19 protein-coding genes and 1 tRNA gene are annotated in these 19,319 nt (G+C 67.6%); 6 read left to right on the forward strand and 14 right to left on the reverse strand.

Annotation, left to right across the window (positions count from 1 at the left end):
* Window positions 1–159 precede the first annotated feature (159 nt).
* The gene (locus tag ACZ1I2_RS03810; RefSeq protein ID WP_465170961.1) at window positions 160–882 is read left to right on the forward strand and encodes an SIMPL domain-containing protein; all 723 of its coding nucleotides are present in this window, start codon (window positions 160–162) and stop codon (window positions 880–882) included.
* A 54-nt stretch (window positions 883–936) separates the two neighbouring features.
* Here the strand turns inward: ACZ1I2_RS03810 and ACZ1I2_RS03815 are convergent, their stop codons facing one another.
* From ACZ1I2_RS03815 to ACZ1I2_RS03825, 3 genes are all read right to left on the reverse strand, one after another.
* Window positions 937–1,188 carry a GlsB/YeaQ/YmgE family stress response membrane protein gene (locus tag ACZ1I2_RS03815; protein ID WP_465174008.1) on the reverse strand — a complete coding sequence of 84 codons (252 nt, stop codon included), beginning with the start codon at window positions 1,186–1,188 and terminating at the stop codon, window positions 937–939.
* A gap of 114 nt (window positions 1,189–1,302) precedes the next feature.
* On the reverse strand, window positions 1,303–1,602 hold the full coding sequence (gene sciP / locus ACZ1I2_RS03820; protein ID WP_465170960.1) for a CtrA inhibitor SciP: 300 nt from the start codon (window positions 1,600–1,602) through the stop codon (window positions 1,303–1,305).
* 71 nt (window positions 1,603–1,673) lie between these two features.
* Window positions 1,674–1,928 (reverse strand): hypothetical protein, encoded by a 255-nt coding sequence (locus ACZ1I2_RS03825; RefSeq protein ID WP_465170959.1) that lies wholly within the window; start codon window positions 1,926–1,928, stop codon window positions 1,674–1,676.
* A 140-nt stretch (window positions 1,929–2,068) separates the two neighbouring features.
* Between ACZ1I2_RS03825 and mnmA the strand changes: the two genes are divergently transcribed.
* Window positions 2,069–3,181, forward strand: coding sequence for a tRNA 2-thiouridine(34) synthase MnmA (mnmA, locus tag ACZ1I2_RS03830; RefSeq protein ID WP_465174007.1), 1,113 nt, complete (start codon window positions 2,069–2,071; stop codon window positions 3,179–3,181).
* A 27-nt stretch (window positions 3,182–3,208) separates the two neighbouring features.
* Here mnmA and ACZ1I2_RS03835 read toward each other — a convergent pair whose 3' ends face one another.
* Complete coding sequence (locus tag ACZ1I2_RS03835) at window positions 3,209–3,529, reverse strand: hypothetical protein (protein WP_465170958.1); 321 nt, start codon at window positions 3,527–3,529, stop codon at window positions 3,209–3,211.
* Between the two features lies 1 nt (window position 3,530).
* Here ACZ1I2_RS03835 and ACZ1I2_RS03840 point away from each other — a divergent pair, with 1 nt between their 5' ends.
* Together ACZ1I2_RS03840 and ACZ1I2_RS03845 are read left to right on the forward strand one after the other, a co-directional pair.
* A complete protein-coding gene (locus ACZ1I2_RS03840; RefSeq protein WP_465181577.1) occupies window positions 3,531–4,688 on the forward strand; it encodes a serine hydrolase domain-containing protein in 1,158 nt (385 codons plus the stop codon).
* A complete protein-coding gene (locus ACZ1I2_RS03845) occupies window positions 4,688–5,140 on the forward strand; it encodes a hypothetical protein (protein ID WP_465175081.1) in 453 nt (150 codons plus the stop codon). Before ACZ1I2_RS03840 ends, ACZ1I2_RS03845 begins: the two co-directional genes overlap by 1 nt.
* A 75-nt stretch (window positions 5,141–5,215) precedes the next feature.
* Here ACZ1I2_RS03845 and ACZ1I2_RS03850 read toward each other — a convergent pair whose 3' ends face one another.
* Window positions 5,216–6,904 carry a GMC oxidoreductase gene (locus tag ACZ1I2_RS03850; RefSeq protein ID WP_465175080.1) on the reverse strand — a complete coding sequence of 563 codons (1,689 nt, stop codon included), beginning with the start codon at window positions 6,902–6,904 and terminating at the stop codon, window positions 5,216–5,218.
* A gap of 33 nt (window positions 6,905–6,937) precedes the next feature.
* On the reverse strand, window positions 6,938–7,501 hold the full coding sequence (locus tag ACZ1I2_RS03855; RefSeq protein ID WP_465175079.1) for a gluconate 2-dehydrogenase subunit 3 family protein: 564 nt from the start codon (window positions 7,499–7,501) through the stop codon (window positions 6,938–6,940).
* A gap of 131 nt (window positions 7,502–7,632) precedes the next feature.
* On the opposite strand from ACZ1I2_RS03855, the gene ACZ1I2_RS03860 reads away from it, so the two are divergent.
* The gene (locus tag ACZ1I2_RS03860) at window positions 7,633–8,388 is read left to right on the forward strand and encodes a ThuA domain-containing protein (RefSeq protein ID WP_465175078.1); all 756 of its coding nucleotides are present in this window, start codon (window positions 7,633–7,635) and stop codon (window positions 8,386–8,388) included.
* Window positions 8,389–8,605: 217 nt separating this feature from the next.
* On the opposite strand, the gene ACZ1I2_RS03865 is transcribed toward ACZ1I2_RS03860, so the two are convergent.
* The 7 genes from ACZ1I2_RS03865 to ACZ1I2_RS03895 all read right to left on the reverse strand — a co-directional run bounded on the left by ACZ1I2_RS03865 (window position 8,606) and on the right by ACZ1I2_RS03895 (window position 18,384).
* The gene (locus tag ACZ1I2_RS03865) at window positions 8,606–8,848 is read right to left on the reverse strand and encodes a DUF559 domain-containing protein (protein ID WP_465170952.1); all 243 of its coding nucleotides are present in this window, start codon (window positions 8,846–8,848) and stop codon (window positions 8,606–8,608) included.
* 72 nt (window positions 8,849–8,920) lie between these two features.
* The gene (locus ACZ1I2_RS03870) at window positions 8,921–9,973 is read right to left on the reverse strand and encodes a sugar phosphate isomerase/epimerase family protein (protein ID WP_465170951.1); all 1,053 of its coding nucleotides are present in this window, start codon (window positions 9,971–9,973) and stop codon (window positions 8,921–8,923) included.
* Window positions 9,970–11,133 carry a Gfo/Idh/MocA family protein gene (locus ACZ1I2_RS03875; protein ID WP_465175077.1) on the reverse strand — a complete coding sequence of 388 codons (1,164 nt, stop codon included), beginning with the start codon at window positions 11,131–11,133 and terminating at the stop codon, window positions 9,970–9,972. The genes ACZ1I2_RS03870 and ACZ1I2_RS03875 overlap by 4 nt, the downstream gene beginning before the upstream one ends.
* Entirely contained in the window at window positions 11,130–12,047 is a 918-nt protein-coding gene (locus tag ACZ1I2_RS03880; RefSeq protein WP_465175075.1) for a sugar phosphate isomerase/epimerase family protein, read from the reverse strand. The genes ACZ1I2_RS03875 and ACZ1I2_RS03880 overlap by 4 nt, the downstream gene beginning before the upstream one ends.
* A gap of 299 nt (window positions 12,048–12,346) precedes the next feature.
* The gene (locus ACZ1I2_RS03885; protein WP_465175074.1) at window positions 12,347–12,949 is read right to left on the reverse strand and encodes an outer membrane protein; all 603 of its coding nucleotides are present in this window, start codon (window positions 12,947–12,949) and stop codon (window positions 12,347–12,349) included.
* Between the two features lie 651 nt (window positions 12,950–13,600).
* The gene (locus ACZ1I2_RS03890) at window positions 13,601–14,392 is read right to left on the reverse strand and encodes a response regulator (RefSeq protein WP_465175073.1); all 792 of its coding nucleotides are present in this window, start codon (window positions 14,390–14,392) and stop codon (window positions 13,601–13,603) included.
* Window positions 14,389–18,384, reverse strand: a complete 3,996-nt coding sequence (locus tag ACZ1I2_RS03895; RefSeq protein ID WP_465175072.1) for a GAF domain-containing protein — start codon at window positions 18,382–18,384, stop codon at window positions 14,389–14,391. Before ACZ1I2_RS03895 ends, ACZ1I2_RS03890 begins: the two co-directional genes overlap by 4 nt.
* Before the next feature lie 161 nt (window positions 18,385–18,545).
* On the opposite strand from ACZ1I2_RS03895, the gene ACZ1I2_RS03900 reads away from it, so the two are divergent.
* Complete coding sequence (locus ACZ1I2_RS03900) at window positions 18,546–19,226, forward strand: LysR family substrate-binding domain-containing protein (protein ID WP_465170945.1); 681 nt, start codon at window positions 18,546–18,548, stop codon at window positions 19,224–19,226.
* 17 nt (window positions 19,227–19,243) lie between these two features.
* Here ACZ1I2_RS03900 and ACZ1I2_RS03905 read toward each other — a convergent pair.
* Window positions 19,244–19,319 (reverse strand) — tRNA-Lys (locus ACZ1I2_RS03905).

Consider the following 19,319-nt stretch of genomic DNA (forward strand, 5'->3'; position numbering starts at 1 on the left):
GCCGTTTTCGCAAGTGCGGCGCCTCGTCATCGCGAAGAAATCGTTGCATATCACCGATCTGGGTCCAGCGTCGGATCGACCGTTCAGCTCAGGTTGGCAGACGTGGCGCAGGAAAGATGTGCGGGCCAGATCGGCCCGGTCGATTCGGGAGTATTATTGATGCGTTACCTTGCGACCGCCGTGGCGCTCGCCGCCTTGCCGCTCAGCCTGTCGCCCGCCGCGGCTCAGGTGACCCCAACCATCGTTGCCGATGGCGCGATCCTCGACGTCACTGCCCAGGGCGAAACCACCCGCGTGCCCGACGTCGCGACGATCCGCGCCGGCGTGGTGACCCAGGGCGCGACGGCCGCCGCGGCCCTTGCCGAAAATGCCAGCCGCATGGCGGCGGTGCTCGACGCGTTGAAGCGCGCCGGTGTGGCCCCGCGCGACAACCGGACGGCGAGCGTGTCGCTCAGCCCGCAATATCGCTACACTGATGGCCAGCCCCCGATCGTCACCGGCTATCAGGCAAGCAACAGCGTCTCGATCCGTTTTCGCGACATCGCCAAAGCGGGCGCGATCCTCGATGCGCTGGTGACGCAGGGCGCCAACCAGATCGACGGCCCGACCCTCTCGATCGACCAGCCCGAGGCGGCGCTGGACGAGGCGCGGGCGGATGCGGTGAAGCGCGCCCGCGCGCGTGCCGAGCTCTATGCGCGCGCCGCCGGTCTCTCTGTGTCGCGGATCCTGTCGATTGCGGAAGCCGGCCAGAATGACGGCAGCACGCCGCAGCCGATCATGTTCAGCAATCGCGCGGCGGCGGGCATGGACGCCTCGACCCGAGTGGTGCCGGGCGAGACGGAGGTGACCGTTTCGGTCAATGTCCGGTTCCTGCTGAAATGAACGAAACGGGCCGCCCGGTTGCCCGGGCGGCCCGCCTTGATGCTGGTCTGGCGCTTAGCGGACGGAGCCGCGGCGAACCAGATTGACGATTGCGAGCAGGATGATCGCGCCGATCAGCGAATAGACGAAGGTCGTCACCGTGATGACCTGGTTGATCCCGCCTCCGAAAAGGAAGGACGCGATCACTGAACCGATGATGCCGACCACGACGTTCAGAATGATACCCTGCTGCCCGTCGGTACGCATGACCATGCTGGCGAGCCAGCCGACGACGCCACCCACCACGAGCCAAACAATAAGACCCACCATGTTTCCCTCCGTTGCTCCCGGCTAGTCCGGGTTCCGACGGGAAAGACTCATGACTGCTTGGATTTGTTCCGCGAGCGTTTCGCTCGATTCAGCGACGCGGCCCGTCCAGCGTCAATAATTCTGCTGGCGCTCGTACAGCGACCGATAATGCTGGATGCGTGTCACCCGCAGCCCGGGCATGCCCGAACGGTCGATCGCCCGCTGCCAGCCCGCGAATTCCTCCACGGTCAGGCCGTAACGGTCACACACTTCGTCGACCGACAACAGCCCGCCATTCACGGCGGCCACGACCTCGGCCTTGCGGCGGACGACCCAGCGGGTCGTCTCGGGCGGGGGCAGCGTGTCGAGGGTCAGCGGTTCGCCGAGCGGGCCGATGACTTTGGCGGGGCGAATCTTCTGGTTTTCGATCATCTATCAACCTCGATCGGGGCAGCGGCCCCATCTTTTCTGCACCATCACTACCCGGCGGACTTGAACGCCGGCTAAAGCGGCTCAGTAAATAACGGGTTCATTCCTTCATGTTCCCGAGTCATCATGTCGGCGACCGCCGGATTGAACGCGCCATGGTCCGGGGCGAACCAGTGGCGCCGGCTCGGCGCCGGCACGAGATGGGCCTGGTGCCGCGCCGTCGGGCTCGCGGCCTGGCGCGCGGCGATTCCCACCATCAGCACCGCCAGGTCGGGCGGGAGGACGGTGACGCTGGCGTCAGCCTCGAACCGGGAAAAACTCAGATCCATAGCGCCCTTTCCGGCGTCGGAGACTCGATCAACGCCCGGCTTAGGCAAAGGGTCTGAAATTCTGGTAAAGCCGATTCAAACGGCGCGAAAAGATCCGCGGCTTTGCATCGCGGGCCCTGCGCGCCTATCTGGCGCGCATGATGACCGAGGGCGATTTCCAGCTGGGGCCGGACCTGACCGGCAGGCGCATCGTCGTCGCGATGTCGGGCGGCGTGGACAGCTCTGTGGTGGCGGCGCTCGCCGCGCGCAGCGGCGCCGAGACGATCGGCGTGACGCTCCAGCTCTACGACCATGGCGAGGCGGTGGGCCGCGCCGGCAGCTGCTGCGCCGGCCGCGACATCCGCGATGCGCGCGCCGTCTGCGACCGGCTGGGCATCGCGCATTATGTGTTCGACCATGAATCGAGCTTTCGCGATCAGGTGATCGACGGCTTCGCCGACGAATATCTGCGCGGCCGCACCCCGATCCCCTGCGTCCGCTGCAACATGGGCCCGAAATTCACCGACCTGTTCCAGGTCGCGCGCGACCTCGGCGCGGATTGCCTGGCGACCGGTCATTATGTCCGCCGGGTCGAAGGCGCCGCCGGGGCCGAGTTGCACCGCGCGGTCGATCCGGCGCGGGACCAGAGCTATTTCCTGTTCGCGACGACGCAGGACCAGCTCGACTATCTGCGCTTCCCGCTGGGCGGGTTGCCCAAGACCCGGGTGCGCGAGCTGGCGGCGGAACTGGGGCTGGGCGTCGCGGCCAAGCCCGACAGCCAGGACATCTGCTTCGTGCCCGATGGCGACTATGCCTCGCTGGTCAAGAAGCTCCGGCCCGAGGCCGATACCAGCGGCGAGATCGTCGACGAGGGCGGACGGACGCTGGGCAAGCATCGCGGGCTGATCCACTTCACCGTGGGCCAGCGGCGCGGGCTGGAGATCGGCGGGACGCCCGAGCCGCTCTATGTCGTACGGCTCGAGCCGGAGAGCCGCCGGGTGGTGGTCGGGCCGAAGGCCGCGCTGGCGGTCGAGGCGGCGCGGCTGTCGGAGATCAACTGGATCGGCGGCGATCATCACGGGCCGCTCACCGCCAAGGTGCGCTCGCTCGCCAAGCCGGTGCCGGCGCGGCTGATCGGCGACCGGGTGGTGTTCAACGCGCCCGAATATGGCGTCGCGCCGGGCCAGGCGGCGGTGCTCTATGCCGGCGAGCGCGTGCTCGGCGGCGGGTGGATCGAGGAAACGGAGCGGGCCGTCGCGCGCGAAGCTGCCTGAAATCCTACTCCCGTGCGGGATAGGGAGTTAGCGGACTTTCAGCGGCGTGCCTTTGAACGGTTCGGGCTGGCAGCCGAGCACCGGATCGTAGGTCGCCGAGCGGCTGGCGATCAGGGGGACATAGGCGGTGACCGTTTTCGTCGCCGGATCGTCGGCCAGGCGGATCGCTTCCATGCCGGGTTCGAAATCGGCGCGGCAGCTCTGCAGGTCGCGGTTGCCGATATAGCGGCAGGCGCAGGCGACGCGGGCGGCATAGCCGGTGCCGAGCTCGAGCTGGGGCGTGAGCGAACGGGCGTAGAGGAAAGCCGCGGCGAGCAACGCCAGCAGCAGCACTCCCAGACCTGCCATGATGCGCCTTGCCTTCATGGGCGTGCACCCTATCGTGGTGGCGATGCTGCGCAAGGCCGCCTTTCTCGCGCTGGTGCCGGTGCTCCTGGCGAGCGCCGATGGTGCGCCGCAGGCGCGACCGACCTACACCGCTACGTCCTGCCCCGGCGCCGACCTGGCGAAGTCGATGGCGCCGATCCGTTTGTTGTTTTCCGACCACCCCGAAACCCGCGCCGTGCTGGTGACCACGGACGGATGCCCGGCGCTCAAGGCCTATGCGCCGGGTTATTCGGACCGCAACCGCTTCATCAGCTGGTCGATGGCGAAGACGGTGACCGGCATGCTGGTCGGCGCGCTGGTGACCGACGGGCGGCTGACGCTCGACGCGCCCGCCCCGATCGCCGAATGGCACGGGGCCGGCGATCCGCGCGCGGCGATCACCTTGCGCCAGCTGCTGCAGATGTCGTCGGGACTGCAGCATGTCGAGGTGGGCGACCCGGTCGAGAAATCGGACACCAACCAGACGCTGTTCGTGAGCCACACCACCGCCATGGCCATGGCGGCGATCGACCATCCGCTCGAGGCCCGGCCCGGCACCGCATTCCGCTATAGCTCGCTGACCAGCATCATCCTTGCCGAGATCGTGTCGCGGACGCTGACCGACAGCCATGATCCGCGAGTGCGGGCGAAGGCTTATACCGCGTTCGCCGAGGCTCGGCTGTTCCGGCCCGCGGGTATCACCAGCGCGGTGCTCGAGTTCGACGGTGCCGGCACGCAGATCGGCGGGTCGATCCTGCACATGACGCTCGACGACTGGGGCCGGATCGGCGGGCTGCTGCTCGACGGCAAGGCGGCCGACGGGCGGCAGGTGGTCGATCCGGCCTGGCTGGCCTTCATGAAGACGCCCTCGCCGACCAACGCCGAATATGGCGCGCAGACCTGGCTCAACCGGCCGGGCGGGGCCGAAGGCAAGGCGACCCTGTTCCCCGGCAAGGGCCCGGCGAGCGCCGTCGCCGCCGACGGGCATCTCGGCCAGCTGGTGATCGCCAGCCCGGACAGCGGGCCGGGCCGCGGGATCGTGGTGGTGCGGCTGGGCAATACGCCGGACAAGCGCAATGCGGCGCTGATGCAGACGCTCGGCGATGTCGTCGCCGGATTCGACCGGCCGGGAGGGACATGATGATCGGGACGATGCTGGTTGCCGTCATGCTGCAGGCGGCGGCGCCGTCGAGCGAGGCCGAGCTGCTCGGCCGGCGGCTGGCCGATGCGGGGACGCTCGCGGCGCTGGTGCCGCTGCTAACGGCCAAGGAGACCGAGGAGCTGGTCGCGGAGCACAAGGAGCTGAGCGACGCCGAAAAGGCCGAGCTGCGCGCCACGGCCAAGGCGGTCGCCGCCGCGGAAACCGGGCGGCTGCTCGATGCCGAGGGCCATGCCTATGCCGCGGCGCTGTCGGTCGAGGACCTGCGGGCGCTGGTCGCCGCGGTCGAAACCAGCGCGGCCGTCCGTCAGCGCACCGCGATGCCCGGCGTGATTGCCGCGACGATGACGTCGATCGGCAAGCTCGACTTCAAGGGCGACGTGCTCAAGCTGTTCTGCGCGAACACCGGCAAGGCCTGCGCCCCGACCGAGTAGTCGTTGCGGCGCACATACCTCCTTCAATGCTTCCCCGGCCTTCGCCGGGGAAGCAGAAAGAATAGCCGAAGCGATCTAGGCCTTGCCGGCGCGCAGTAACTCGACCGCATGGTGCGCGCCGCGCGCCGACATCGCCATATAGGTCAGCGACGGGTTCTGGCAGCCGGACGAGGCCATGCACGACCCATCGGTGACGAACAGGTTAGGCACGTCATGTGCCTGGTTATAGCCGTTGAGCACCGAGGTCTTCGGGTCCTTGCCCATGCGGGCGGTGCCCATTTCATGGATGCCGAGGCCCAGCCCGCCATAATGTCTGGTCTGGGTGATATCGGTGCAGCCGGCGAGCTCCAGCATCGCCTTCGCATCGGCACTGGCCTGGTCGATCATCTTCAGGTCCTGCGGCCCGAGCGACACGTCGATATGAAGGATCGGGATGCCCCATTTGTCGGTGCGGGTCGGGTGAAGCGTGACGCGGTTCTCCGGCCGGGGCAGCATCTCGCCAAAGCCATTGAGGTTCAGCGTCCATGGCCCGGGCTTGCGCAGTTTCGTCTTGAGCGCTGCGCCCGTGCCGGGTTCGCCGATGCCGCGCTGCCAGCTCGAGCGCAGCCCGCGTCCCTGGAAGCCGAAGCCGCGGGTATAGCCGTCGCCGGGCTCGGTCACGTTGCGATAGCGCGGGACGTAGAAGCCGTTCGGTCGGCGACCGTGATGATAGATATCCTCGAAACCGGGATAGGTGCCGGCCGCGCCCATGCCACTGATATGATCGGTCACGTTGCGCCCGACCATGTCGGAGCGGTTGGCGAGGCCGGTCGGAAAGGCCTCCGAGGTCGAATTCAGCAGAATCTGCGCGGTGCCGAAGGTCGAGGCGCACAGGAAGATCAGCTTCGCCTCATGGACGGTGCCGACCTTCGTGTTCTGGTCGATCACGCGCACGCCCGATGCCTTGCCGGTCTTGGGGTCGTAGACGATGCTGTGCGCGATCGCGTCCGTGACGATGGTCAGGTTGCCGGTGTTCTTCGCCGCCGGCAGGGTTGCGCTGAGGCTGGAGAAATAGGCGCCATAGGAGCAGCCACGCTCGCACAGCGACCGGTACTGGCAGGCGCCGCGGCCGAGTGCTTCATGCTCGGGCGTCGGCGCGGTGAGATGCGCGCAGCGCCCGGTGATCAGCTTCCGGGTGGGAAAGGCCGCTTCCATCTTGCGGCCGAATTCCGCCTCGACTGGGGTCAGCGCCATGGGAGGGAGATATTTGCCGTCCGGCAGTTGCGACAGCCCCTCCAGCGACCCGGAGATGCCGGCAAAGGTCTCCACATGGTCGTACCATTTGGCCATGTCGGGATAGCGGATCGGCCAGTCGGTGCCATAGCCGTCCTTCGCATTGGATTCGAAATCCATCTCGCTCAGGCGGTAGGATTGCCGTGCCCACATCAGCGATCGGCCGCCGAGGTGATAGCCGCGGATCCAGTAAAAGGGCTTGTCCTCGGGCGTGGTATAGGGGTGGTCGCTGTCCTTCGTCCAGAAATGCTTGTTGGCGGTGGAGAAGGCATAGCATTTGCTCTGCACCTCATAATCGGCCTCGATTTCGGACTCCGAGACCTGGCCGTAATTGTCGAGCTCCCAGGGCGAGAGCGAGTCGGTGTAGTCGCTGCCATGCTCGATATGGCGGCCACGCTCGATCACCAGCGTCTTGAGGCCGCGTTCGGTCAGTTCCTTGGCGGCCCAGCCGCCGCTCATGCCCGATCCGATGACGATCGCGTCGAAGCTCATTGCCGTCCCCCGATGATCCCCGAAATCGTCATGTCACACCGCCCAGGCGCGGGTGTCGGGACCCATCTTCACCCCTGGCTCCCACGCGCCCGGCACCAGTTCGTAGCGAAGTTCCTGAGTCGCGCCGGGCTCCGACAGATAATAGCCGGTCAGCGCGAGGCTCTTGAACCGCCGCCAGTCCCAGTCGTTTTTCGCGAAAGCGGCGGCGTCGAGCGCGGCAAGGCGGGTATCGCGCTCGGTTGCCGTGAGCGCGGCGAAACCCTTGCCGGTTTCCGTGCGGGCGGCATTGTCGATATTGGCCAGCACCGAGCGGAAGCGTTCGGCCGTCTTCGGCGCTGCCCAGTTGGTCATCATCGCATCGATGAAGGCAGGCACGCCGGCCTCGAGCGCGCCGGGCGTATCGGTGCGCGGGATCAGGGCGGCGCAGACCGAATCGAGCACAGCGCGTTCTCCGGCAGTGAAGAAGGCCCTGGTGGGAGCGGTCGCAAAGGCGATGTCGGGCAGGCCGGCGATGGTGCCGCCGACGAGCAGGATCGCGCTGCGCAGGAGCGCACGGCGATCGAGTGCTGTGCTGTCGAGCCCGGGGCCGTCGACCATTCCACCATCCTCTGCATCTGGGCGCTTGTGCGCCTCCAGCTTGCAGGCCAGACTGCCGGGCGGAGTGGACCTTGTCCAGCCTTTAGCGTTAGCGGTACCAAGCTGGAGAGCGCGGGCCGTGGGGAGGATCGATGATGAGACATGTGCTTCGCCTGCTGGCGATCCTCCTGGGCGCGCTGACCCTGGTCGGTGGCGGTGCTGCCTGGGCAAAGGAAGCGCCGCGCGTCCTGATCTTCACTTACTCGACCGGCTATCGCCATGCCTCGATCGAACCGGGCGTGGCGGCGCTGCAGGCGATGGGCAAGAAGATGGGCGTGACGATAGTCGCGAGTGCCGATCCCGACGTTTTCAGCGCCGAGGGGCTGAAGGGCGTGGAGGCGATCATCCTGATCAGCAACACCAGCAGGAAAAGCGATCCGACCTCGGAATGGCTGACCGGCAGCAAGCGCGACGCGCTCCAGGCCTTTGTCCATCGCGGCGGCGGGATCGTGGGCATCCATGCCGCGGCGGATTCGCACTATAACTGGCCGTGGTACGGCCGGATGATCGGCGGCTATTTCCAGCGCCACCCCAAGGGTACGCCCGAGGGGACGGTGACCGTGGTGGATTCGAAGCATCCAGTGACCAGGGGCCTCGCGCCGATCAGCCGGCATGTCGACGAATGGTATTATTACGACGATTACGACCCGCGGCTGCATCTGCTGGCGACGGTCGACCCGGGATCGATCGGCGAGGCGGACGTAAACCCCAATCCGGTGGCCTGGGTGCATGAGTTCGAGGGCGGACGGGTGTTCTACACCGCGATGGGGCACGGCGCCGAGGCGTATCAGGACCCGTGGTTCCTGCGCGAGCTGCAGAATGGGCTGAACTGGGTGTTGCGGCGGTAGGGTCTTCTCAGCGGTAGCGCGGCTCTCTTTTTCTCCCCTCCCTGGAAGGGAGGGGAGTGCGGCAGCTCTTGGCCCTGTCCGGGGGACAGGGCTGCTGCCGCACTGGGTGGGTTCCGCCGAGGCACTCGGCGGTTTCCGACAGAATGTGCTCGGCGGCGCCTTCCGGATTGGTCACGACGTCGCTGTTCCAGAGACGGATGACGCGCCAGCCCAGTGCTTAGAGCGTGGCAGCGCGTTCCGCGTCATAGTCCGTCTGGTCGTGATGTTGGCTGCCGTCGAATTCGACCGCCAGCTTTGCTGTTCGGCAGGCCAGATGGACAATGTAGCGATCGACGACGAGTTGGCGTGTGAAGGCGGGCCGGTAGTGGGAGACCAACTGCCAGAGTGCGCGTTCGGCCGGCGTCGCTTCCCGGCGGAGCGATCTGGCTCGGTCTGTCATCAGCTTCGGGACGCGGCGCATTTGGCTAGCGTAGAGCGGCGAGCTTCGCTCGCCAACCCACCCCCGGCCCCTCCCTTTCAGGGAGGGGAGAAGTTAGTCCCGCTCCAGCCCCAAAATCCGCCGGTTCCTCGCCGCATCCGGCGCTGTCCCGGCAAAGTCGTCGAACGCCCGGTCGGCCTTGCGGATCATGTGCGCTTCGACGAACGGCGCGCCTTCGGCGGCGCCCTGTTCGGGGTGCTTGAAGCAGCATTCCCATTCGACCACCGCCCAGCCGGCATAGTCATATTTGGTGAAGGCCGAGAAGATCGCGCCGAAATCGATCTGGCCATCGCCGAGCGAGCGGAAGCGGCCGGGGCGGTCGGCCCAGTCGGCATAGCCGCCATAGACGCCGGCGCGGCCATTGGGGCGGAACTCGGCGTCCTTCACATGGAACATGCGGATGCGGTCGTGGTACCGGTCGATGAAGTCGACATAATCGAGCTGCTGCAGCAGGAAATGGCTGGGATCGTAGAGGATGTTGGCGCGGGGATGCTCACCGACCGCGGTCAGGAAGCGCTCCCAGCTGATCCCGTCATGCAGGTCCTCGCCGGGATGAATCTCGAAGCATGCATCGACGCCATTCTCCTCGAACACGTCGAGCAGCGGTAGCCAGCGTGTCGCCAGTTCCCTGAAGCCTTCCTCGACCAGGCCGGCGGGGCGCTGCGGCCAGGGATACATGGTGTGCCAGAGCAGCGCGCCGGAGAAGGTGGCGTGCGCGTTGAGCCCCAGGCGGCGGCTGGCGCGGGCGGCCATGCGGACCTGTTCCTTGGCCCATTCAGTGCGCTCGGCCGGCTTGCCATGCACTTCGGCGGGGGCGAAGGCGTCGAACAATTCGTCATAGGCGGGGTGCACCGCGACGAGCTGGCCCTGGAGATGAGTCGACAGCTCGGTGATCGCGACCCCGGCTTCCGCGCACACCCCGGCGACCTCGTCGCAATAATCCTGGCTTTCGGATGCCTGTTTCAGGTCGAACAGCCGCGCATCCCATGTCGGGATCTGTACCCCGGCATAACCGAGATCGGCCGCCCATCTGGCGATCGCGCCAAGCGAATTATACGGCGCCGTGTCGCCGGCAAACTGCGCCAGGAAGATGGCGGGACCCTTCATGCATCGTCTCCAAGATCGGTCCCAAGATGGGTCCAAGTGCCGCCGCCCGCGCTGCTGTCACAAGCGGCCTGGATGAAGCGCATGCCGGCGACGCCATCGGCGAGGCTGGCATAGCAGGGCGAGGCGGGCGCGTTGCCGCGCACTGCGTCGGCAAAATCGCGATAGATATTGGCGAAGGCCTCAAGATAACCCTCGGGATGGCCCGAGGGCACGCGCGTCACGCGCATCGCCGCCTCGCCGAGATAGGTCCGGTCGACGCCGGGCGTCCAGATCTCCTCCGGCCCGCCGCGCCGCGCGACGCGCAGATGGTTGGGATGCTCCTGATGCCAGTGGATCCCGGCCTTTTCGCACCAGACCGATATCTCCAGCCCGTTCGAATCGCCGGTGCAGATCTGGCTGGCGACCAGCGTGCCGCGCCCCCCGCCCGAGAGGTGGAACATCGCCGCGCCATCGTCGTCGAGCAGCCGGCCCGGCACCGCGGCTCGCAGTTCCGCCGAGAGGCGGGTCATGCGCTCGCCGGTGAAATATTCGACCAGGTTGAAGGCATGCGTGCCGATATCGCCGAACGCGCCGGCCAGGCCCGAGCGCGCCGGATCGATCCGCCATTCCGCTTGCTTGCCGACCGCGTCGCCGGCCCCGGCCAGCCACCCTTGCGTGTAACGCACCGCGACGCGCCGCACCGCGCCGAGATCGCCCGCCGCGACGAGCGCGCGGGCCTGGCGCACCATCGGATAACCGAGATAGGTGTGGGTGACGCCGACCAGTCCGCCGGTGCGGGTGGCCGCTGCCTGGAAAGCGAGCGCGGCGTCGAGCGTGTCGGTCAGCGGCTTGTCGGTGAGCACCGGAAAGCCCGCCTCCAGCGCGGCGATGGCGACGGGCGCATGGACATGGTTGGGGGTGACGATCGCGATGAACTCGGCGCGCTCGTCCTCGGGCAGCGCCTTCTCGCCGTCGAGCAGCGCCTGATAGCTGGCATAGCTCCTGTCGGGCGCGATGCCCGCCCCGACGCCCGAGCGCTTCGCGCGTTCGGCGTCGCTGCTCAATGCGCCCGACACCAGTCGGCAATTGCCGGCGATGTCGGCCGCAGTGCGGTGGACCGGGCCGATAAAGGCGCCCTCGCCCCCGCCGACCATAGCGTATCTGACGGGACCGGCCGTCATGCGGCGAGGGTCTTCAGATAGGCCATGCTCTCGGCGATCGCGGCGAGCGGGGGCTGGACCCATGGCGGTTCCTGCTCGACGAACCAGCCCCTGATCGGTGCAGCCTTGGCGGCGGCGAAGACCGATGGCCAGTCGATGCTGCCCTTGCCGACGGGTACGGTGGTCAGGTCGTCGGCGATCCGCCCCGGCTTGCGTTCCTTCGTCGCGATGTCCTTGACGTGGAGCAGCTCGATCCGCGCGCCATGCTCCTTCAGCACATGCGCCGGATCATGCCCGGCCGCGGCGGCCCACCCGAGATCGAGCTCGAACGCGACGAGCGCGGGATCGGTGTGCTCGAGCAATTCGTGGAACGCGACCTTGCCGTCATAAGCGAGGAATTCGGCCGGGTGATTGTGATAGGCGAAGCGCATGCCGAGCGCTTTCGCGCGCGCGCCGACCTCGTTCATCCGCGCGGCGTTGCGGCGCCAGTCGTCGAGCGTCATCGCCTCGGCGACGGCCTGAATCCAGGGGCGCTTCGGATCGAGCGGTTTCGCCGAGGCGGGGGAAGAGGCCACGAAAAATGTGACGCCGACCTCGCGCGCGGCGGCGAGCTTGGTTTCGAATTCGTCCATCAGGTCGCGCATCGAATAATGGCAGGAGATGCAATCGAGCCCGGCTGCGGCCACGCCCTTGCGGAAATCGGCGGGCGACAGGCCGACCCAGCCGGCGGCCTCGACCCGGTCATAGCCGATCGCCTTGACCGATTTCAGCGTACCGGCAAAATCCTTCGCCAGATCGTCCTTCACGGCCCAGAGCTGGAGCCCCGGCGGAAGCCCAAGCGGCATCGTATGGGCACGGGCATGGACATCGGCCGGCAGGAAAGCGGTGGCAATGGCAGCGCCTGTGGCACCGAGAAAAGTACGGCGATCGAGCATCGGACCCCTCCATCGGGAGTCGCGGGCTGGCGCCGCTTCCTTCGCACCTGTTGTGCGCTCCCATCCTATATGATTGACCGGGAGGCGCGGCGATGCAAGCCGCAACAACAGCCGCCGGTCGCGCCATGCGACCGCGCGGCCAGGTCAGAGTGCGCCGCTCCACACCCCGATCATGATGACGAGGGGAAAGCTGGCGAGGATGAGGGGCATGATCTGCTTCACGGGATGTCTCCTGCGCGCGGGACAGCGCCGGACGACCGGCGCTGCCCTTTTGCGGTGAGTGGAAAGGCGGGGGTCGTTCAGAAACGATAGCCCGCGCCGAGCAGGACCTGGTGACGCGAAACATGGTCGCCATAGTCGCTGTAGCGATATTCGGCCTTGGCATAGAGATGGTCGCCAAGCATCTGCTCGACGCCGGCACCGATGCGGTAGCCATCTTCATTGGTGCTCACCGTGGAGACGGTGTTGCCGGTGGTGCCGCCAAGCGTGGTGCGCAGGCGGAACTGACTGTTGGCATAGCCCGCCTTGACATAAAGCAAGGTGCTCGGCGCGACCTTGGCGCCCAGGCGCAGCGACACGTCGATGTCGCGGCCGGTGGTCAGGTGAAAATTGGTGGTGCCGATCGACGCGTCGGCGCTGCCCGAAACCTGCCAGCCGATGCCGGCCTCGGCGCCGATCGTGAAACGGGAGCCGATCGGCAGATCATAGCCGACCGCGCCGCCGATCCGCAGGCCATCGACACTGTCCTGATCGGACGGAACGCCGACATCGGCGTGCGTCGAATCATAGCCGAAGGTCGCTTCGACGCGGGGACCGGTGAAGCTGTGCGCCTCATCCTGCGCACAGGCAGGGGTAGCCGCGAGCGCGGCGGCGAGAGCAAGAACGAAGAGAGTGGTACGCATTACTAGTCTTTCCTTGAATATTCCCCGGTCCTTTGCCGGGTGACGTCGGCGGCCTGGATTGGCCGCGCTGAGGGCCGCTAACGGGAACGGTTGCGCAATGAACCCGCCGCGCGACCGGTGCGACTAATCGTCGTCGAGCATGGCGGATTGCCCGACGAATGAGACCGGAACGGGCTTATTGCCCCTTGTTGCCGGCGCGCGCGGCTGCCGTCGGCGAAAAAAGGGAAGGAACCGGGCCCCAACGCAAATCGACCACCCGAACCCATGGTCCGGATGGCCGATGCCGGCGCCGCCAGTGAGGGGCAAAGGCGAACGCTGCGTACCGTCATCGCCGGGGGGGCTTGGTTAGACGGTACGGCAGCCTGTCTGACGCATTCGCCTTTCAATGTCCGCAACGTTGCGACGGGGGTGCGACCAACCTGTTGCGGTGCGGCATGGCGCCGTAGAGCGGGCAAGAAGAGGATTCACGCGAAGACGCGAAGGCGCGAAGAAGTTGCGCGAGAGGTGAACCGTACGGCTCCCACGGCCGCGGGTTGACCCATTTCTCCGGCGATCGGGCGAGCTGCCCGCCCCAAAACCCCTTCGCGCCTTCGCGCCTTCGCGTGAATCTCCTCGCGGCCCGTCGAAGCCGGCCGCCCGATGGCGATCCGGCTACGCCTTCAACCGGTGCCGCACTTCGCCCCAGTGGCGTGGGCCGACGCGGACGACGGCTCCCGATTTCAGCTCGAGCACCATGTGCCGCCCGATCGCGCTGATCCGCAGCACCGAGCCCGGCCGGACAAAGGCAGAGCGGTGGACCCGGATCATGTGCGCCGGATCCAGCCCCTGTTCGAGCGCGCCCATGGTGATGCGGATCATGTGGCTGCGTTCCGGCGTATGGAGCAGCGCATAGTCCTTGGCCGCCTCGATCCACTCGATCGACTCCACCGGCACGCGAATCTCGCCGCGCGAGGTAGGGATCCAGAATTCCTCCTGATAGGCCCCGCGCGGTGCGGGCGCGGAATCGTCCGCGTCGTCGTCATTGTCGGCGACGCCGGCGACCGGCGTTTCGGCCGGGGCAGCCGCGGCCAGCCGCCGCAGCACCGAGCGGATGCGCGCCAGCAGCTCGCGCGGCTCGAACGGCTTCATGATATAGTCGTCGGCGCCCAGCTCCAGCCCGACCACGCGGTCGATCACGTCACGGCGCGCGGTGAGCATGACGATGCCGATGGTCGGGTTCAGCGCGCGCAGCCGGCGCGCGATGCTGAAGCCATCCTCGTCGGGCATGGTCACGTCGAGCACGACGAGCGTCGGCATGCCGCGCCCGAGGATGATATCGAGATCGGCGCCGCCGCCGGCCTCGTCCACGTCCATGCCCTGCTCGCGCAGATAGGCGGCGACCGGCTCGCGCAGGTCTTCCTCGTCGTCGACGACAACAATGTGCGGATTGGCTGGGGTGGTCATGCGAGATCCATCTGCTTGAGGAACCGGTGCACCGCATCGGGCATGAAGGGCTTTTCGAGGACGGGACGCTTGACCTCCTCGAGGAATCGGGCGGCCGCGACGCCCAATGTATCGCCCGTGGCGAAGGCGACGCGGTCGAGCAGGTCGGGCCGCTCGGCCACGATCCAGGCATGGAGCTGCGGCCCGTCGATGCCGGGCATGCGCAGGTCGCTGATCACGAGATCATAATATCCCGTGGCGAGCTTTTCCTGCGCTGCGCCGCCGCCGACGGCGATGTCGCAGGCAAAGCCTTCGATCGACAGGAAGTCGGCGAGCGATTCGGCGATTTCGAGCTCGTCGTCGACGACCAGGGCCTTGCGTGCCGGGGCCTCGACCGCGGGCGCCCGCTCCTCCGCGACGGCCGGCTGGGCGCGCTCGGCGTCGATCGGCAGGGTCAGGCGGAAACAGGCGCCGCGCGCGGCGGGCACCAGCTCGAGCCGGCCGCCATGCGCCTCGGCCAGGCCTTGCGAGAAGGACAGGCCGACGCCGGTGCCCTGGCCTTGCGGCTTGGTGGTGAAGAAGGGCTCGAAGATGCGGCGGCGCGCCTCTTCCGGAATACCCGGGCCATTGTCGGCGACGTCGAGGATGACGGTGCCCGGCTCGTGGCCGATCCTGGTGCGCACGGTCAGCGCGCGGTCGGGCACGCCGGCCTCGACCAGAGCCTGTTGCGCATTGACGATCAGGTTGATGATGATCTGGTGGAGCTGGTCCGAATCCGCCGAGATGTTGGGCAAAGCGGGGGCAAGATCGCGGGTAGCGGCGATGCCGTCGTTGCGCAGGCCATATTCGGCAAGGTCATAGGCGGCATTGGCCACCGCGTTGAGATCGACCGGCTCGCGCTCGGGCCGTTTCTGGCGCGCCATGGCGAGGAAGGTCTGGACGATGCGGGCGCAGCGATCGGCGGCGCGGCGAATCTTCTGCGCGCGCTCGGCGAGTTCGCCGCCGCGCGACTGGCGCTCCATCATCACCGCCTGGGCGACGACGATCGACAGCGGGTTGTTGAGTTCGTGACTGACCCCGGCGAGCAGCGAGCCGAGCGCCGACAGTTTCTCGGTCTGGTAGAGCGCTTCGCGCGAGCGGGCCAGGTCCGCCTCGGCGCGCTTGCGCTCGGTCAGGTCGAGGGTGAAGCCGCCGGTGCGCGCGACCCCGGCGCCGGTGATCGGGAAGACCATCGACAGGACATGGGCGATGTCGCCCATTCCGGTGAGCGCGATCTCGGCGCTGGCGACCTGGCCGTCCTGGGCAAGTTGCTCCAGCCGGTTCAACTCGGCGGTGATATCCGCCGGGAAGATCTCGTCGGTATGCGCGCCGTGCAGCTCCTCCGGGCTGCGGCCGAGCGCCTTGGCGAATTCCGGATTGACCCGGATATAGCGTCCCTCGCCATTTTTCAGGTGCATTGCGACCGGCGCGTTTTCGAGGAAGGCGGAGAGCTGCGCCTCGCTTTCGGCGAGCCGTTCTTCCGAATGGGCGCGTTCCAGCACGGCGAGCGTGCGGTCGGCGAGATCGCGGACCAGGTCGACTTCGCTGTCGGTCCAGATCCGGGGTCTGTCCTGCTGCACCGAGAGCACCGCCACGATCACGCCCGCCCGCATCATCGGCAGGGTCAGCACCGCCGCGATCTGCAGCGAGTCGAACAGCGGCCGGTTCTGCTCGTCGAACCGCGGGTCGGTCGCGACGTCGTTCACCCGCACCGGCAGGCCGCTCATATGCGCCGCGGCCAGCTTCGTGCCGAGCGCGGCGGAAGGGTAGCGCTGGTTGACGATGCTGGGCAGGCCGGTGGTCCATTCCTGGAGCACGCACAGCGAGGCGCCGTCGTCTTCGGCCTCGGCGAAATTGGTGCGCATCGCGCCGAGATGCTCGCCCAGCGCCGCGAGCGTCTCCGCCAGGATGTCGCGCGCGCTGGTATGCTGGCGGATCCGGTCGTTCCAGGACAGCAGGAACGCCTGGTTGCGCTCGCGTTCCTGCAGCGCGGCCTGGGCATGGGCGCGTTCGAGCGCCACCCAGGTGCGCTCCGCGATGTCGCAGATCAGCTGGATCTCGCCGTCATGCCAGCGCCGTGCTTCCTTGTGCTGCACCGACAGGGCGGATCGCATGCGGCCGCCCTGCACCAGCGGCGCGCTGACAAAGGCCCGGATATCGGCGCCGAGATAGCGCGCGACCGCGGCCGGTTCGAGCCGCGGGTCGTTCGCGACATCCTCGTAGCGGATGATTTCGCCGGCGGTCCATTCGCGGTCGACCGCGGCGCCGACGCTCTGCAGCAGGAAGCTGTTGCCGCGGATGCTGGAGACGGCGTCCCGCCACTCCCCCGTCACGGTGAACATCTTTCCCGTCGGGTCGCATTCGGCATAGGTGGTGCGCGTGGTGCCGAGGTGCCCGCCCAGCCATTCGAGCGTGGTCGCGATGATCGCGTCGGGCGAGGCCTCGCCGCGAATCCTGTCGCTCCAGTCGATCAGAAAGGCCTGGTGGCGCTCGCGTTCGAGCAGCTCGGCCTCGGCGCGGGCGCGCTCGAGCATCACCCAGACGCGCTCGGCGACGTCGCGCAGCAGCTGGATCTCACTGTCGCGCCAGTGGCGCGGGGCGTTGTTCTGTACCGAGAGGGCGGAGCGGACCTTGCCGTTCTCGACCAGCGGAACGCTGACGAAAGCCTGGATTTCGGTGGCGAGATAGGCGGGCACGCGCCCTTGCTCGATGCGCGGATCAGTGACGATATCGTCATAGCGCACGATCGCGCCCGCGATCCATTCCTGCTCCACCATGTCGCCCACATCGTCGAGCGAAAAACTGCCGCCGGCGATGCTGATCACGTCGGCGCGCCATTCGCCCTGGATATGGAAGACGCGGCCGCTGTCGTCGCTTTCGGAAAAGGTCGCGCGGGTGACGCCGAGATGACGGCCGAGCGCCTCCAGGGTGGTCTGCATGATCGCGTCGGGCGAGGCCTGGCCGCGCACCCTGTCGCTCCAGGCGAGCAGAAAGGCCTGGTTGCGCTCACGCTCCTGCAGCGCCGTCTCGGCGCGCGCGCGGGACAGGGTTGCCCAGACCCGCTCGGCCAGCTCCTCGCACAATTCGATCTCGTCGCGAGTCCAGATGCGGACCGCGGTGTCGAGCACCGCCAGCATGGCGACGGGCCGGCCTTCCTTCACGATCGGCACGTTGATGCTGGACCGTACGCCCATCAGGTCGGCGGCGCGCTGCACCGGATCCTCCGCCGAGCGGCCGAGCAGGTGATTGTCCTCGACCACCCGGCTCTCGTTCCAGTCATAACGCTCGGCAAGGCTGGCAAAGGCCTTGTTCAGCCCGAACCGGTCGGCGGCGCCGCGCTGGGGCACGCCGCCCATCGCGTGGAACACGTCGAGCGTGTCCGCGTCGCCACCCTCGGTCTCGCCATAGAGCATGTGCGGGATGCCGAGATGCTCGGCCAGGATGCGCGACAGGCCGGTCAGGATCGCGTCGGCGTTGCTCAGGTCGCGCGACTGGTCGTGAAAGGTGCGCAGCACCGCCTGGCGCCGGTCGTGCGCCTGCTTGTCGCTGAAATCGATCTGCACCCCGCACCAGCGCACGACGGTGCCGCTCGAGTCGCGAATCGGGACGGCCTTGCTGAGGAAAGGACGATAGGACCCGTCCGGACAGAGCATGCGCAGCACCACGGTCGAGGTCTCGCCCGCGTCCCAGGACTGTTTCCAGGTCTTCAGCGCGAGCGGCAGATCGTCGGGATGACAGATCCCGCTCGGGTCGCCCTGCTCAGCGCCGGTCCCGCCGAACATCTCGTGCCACTGGCTGTTGGCCCAGCGCAGCACGCCATTCTCGTCGCCGACCCAGCACAGGCCGGGCAGATTCTCCGCGAGCATGCGGAACTGCTCTTCGCTTTCGCGCAGCTCGGCGACGGCGCGCAGCTGCGACAGCGTGTCGGCCGGATAGCGGTCGCGAATGGCGTCGGTGCCGGGTCTGTCCTGCATGCTGCTCTGCCCCTCTTGTCCGACATGATAGCGCCATTCCGGTGTTTTGCAGAAGAGCGGGCCTGCAGCCCGGTCGCGGGCGATGTCGGATTCGTCGCAGCTTCGTCGCATTCGTCGCAAGCCGCAGCCGTTAAGCTGCTGGATCGCGCAGGATTAATGCCATGGAAAGTGTATCCGCCGGCTCCGGCATCAATGCACCAAAGGGCGGAGAATCCCTTCGAAATCTCGCCGTGGGGTGTTTTGCGTCGATCTGCCGCGACCGGCTGGCCGACGAGCTGCTGGTTTTTTCGCGCAGCCGGCCGGACGTCGACATCGGCGTGCACGAGATGCAGCGCGGCGCGCTGCTGCCGGCGCTCCGGAACGGCAACCTGTCGCTCGCGGTGCTGCCGGGCAAGCCAGAGCCCTACACGCATTCGATCGGCCTGTGGCACGACCGGGTGCTGGTGGCGATGCCGCCCGGCCACCGGCTGGCCGCTTCAGCGACGGTCAGGCCGGCCGATCTGCGCGACGAGATCTTCCTGACCTCGCAGCAGCAGTTCGGCGGCGACATGCACCGGTTCCTGGCCCAGCGAATCCTGCCGATCGGGCCAGCGCTGAACACGACGATCATCGATCTCGGTCCGCCCCGGATCCTCGCCCGCGTCGCCCAGGGCGAGGGTATCGCACTGATCAGCGGCAGCCATGAGGAATTGCTGGGCGACGGGCTGGTGGTGCGGCCGGTCGATGCGGTCGGCGCGCTGTTCCCGGTGCGGGCCTATTGGATCCAGGAGGACCCGGCCGAGCCGCTGGCCGGCCTGATCGCCAGCCTGAAGGCGCGCGCCGGGCCGTTCATCGCGCGCTAGCTCGTTGCGCGTCCCGGTGGTGGGCCCGTCGGGATTCGAACCCGAGACCTACAGATTAAAAGTCCGTTGCTCTACCAACTGAGCTACGGGCCC

The sequence above is a fragment of the Sphingomonas sp. BL-S-29 genome (assembly GCF_055521495.1).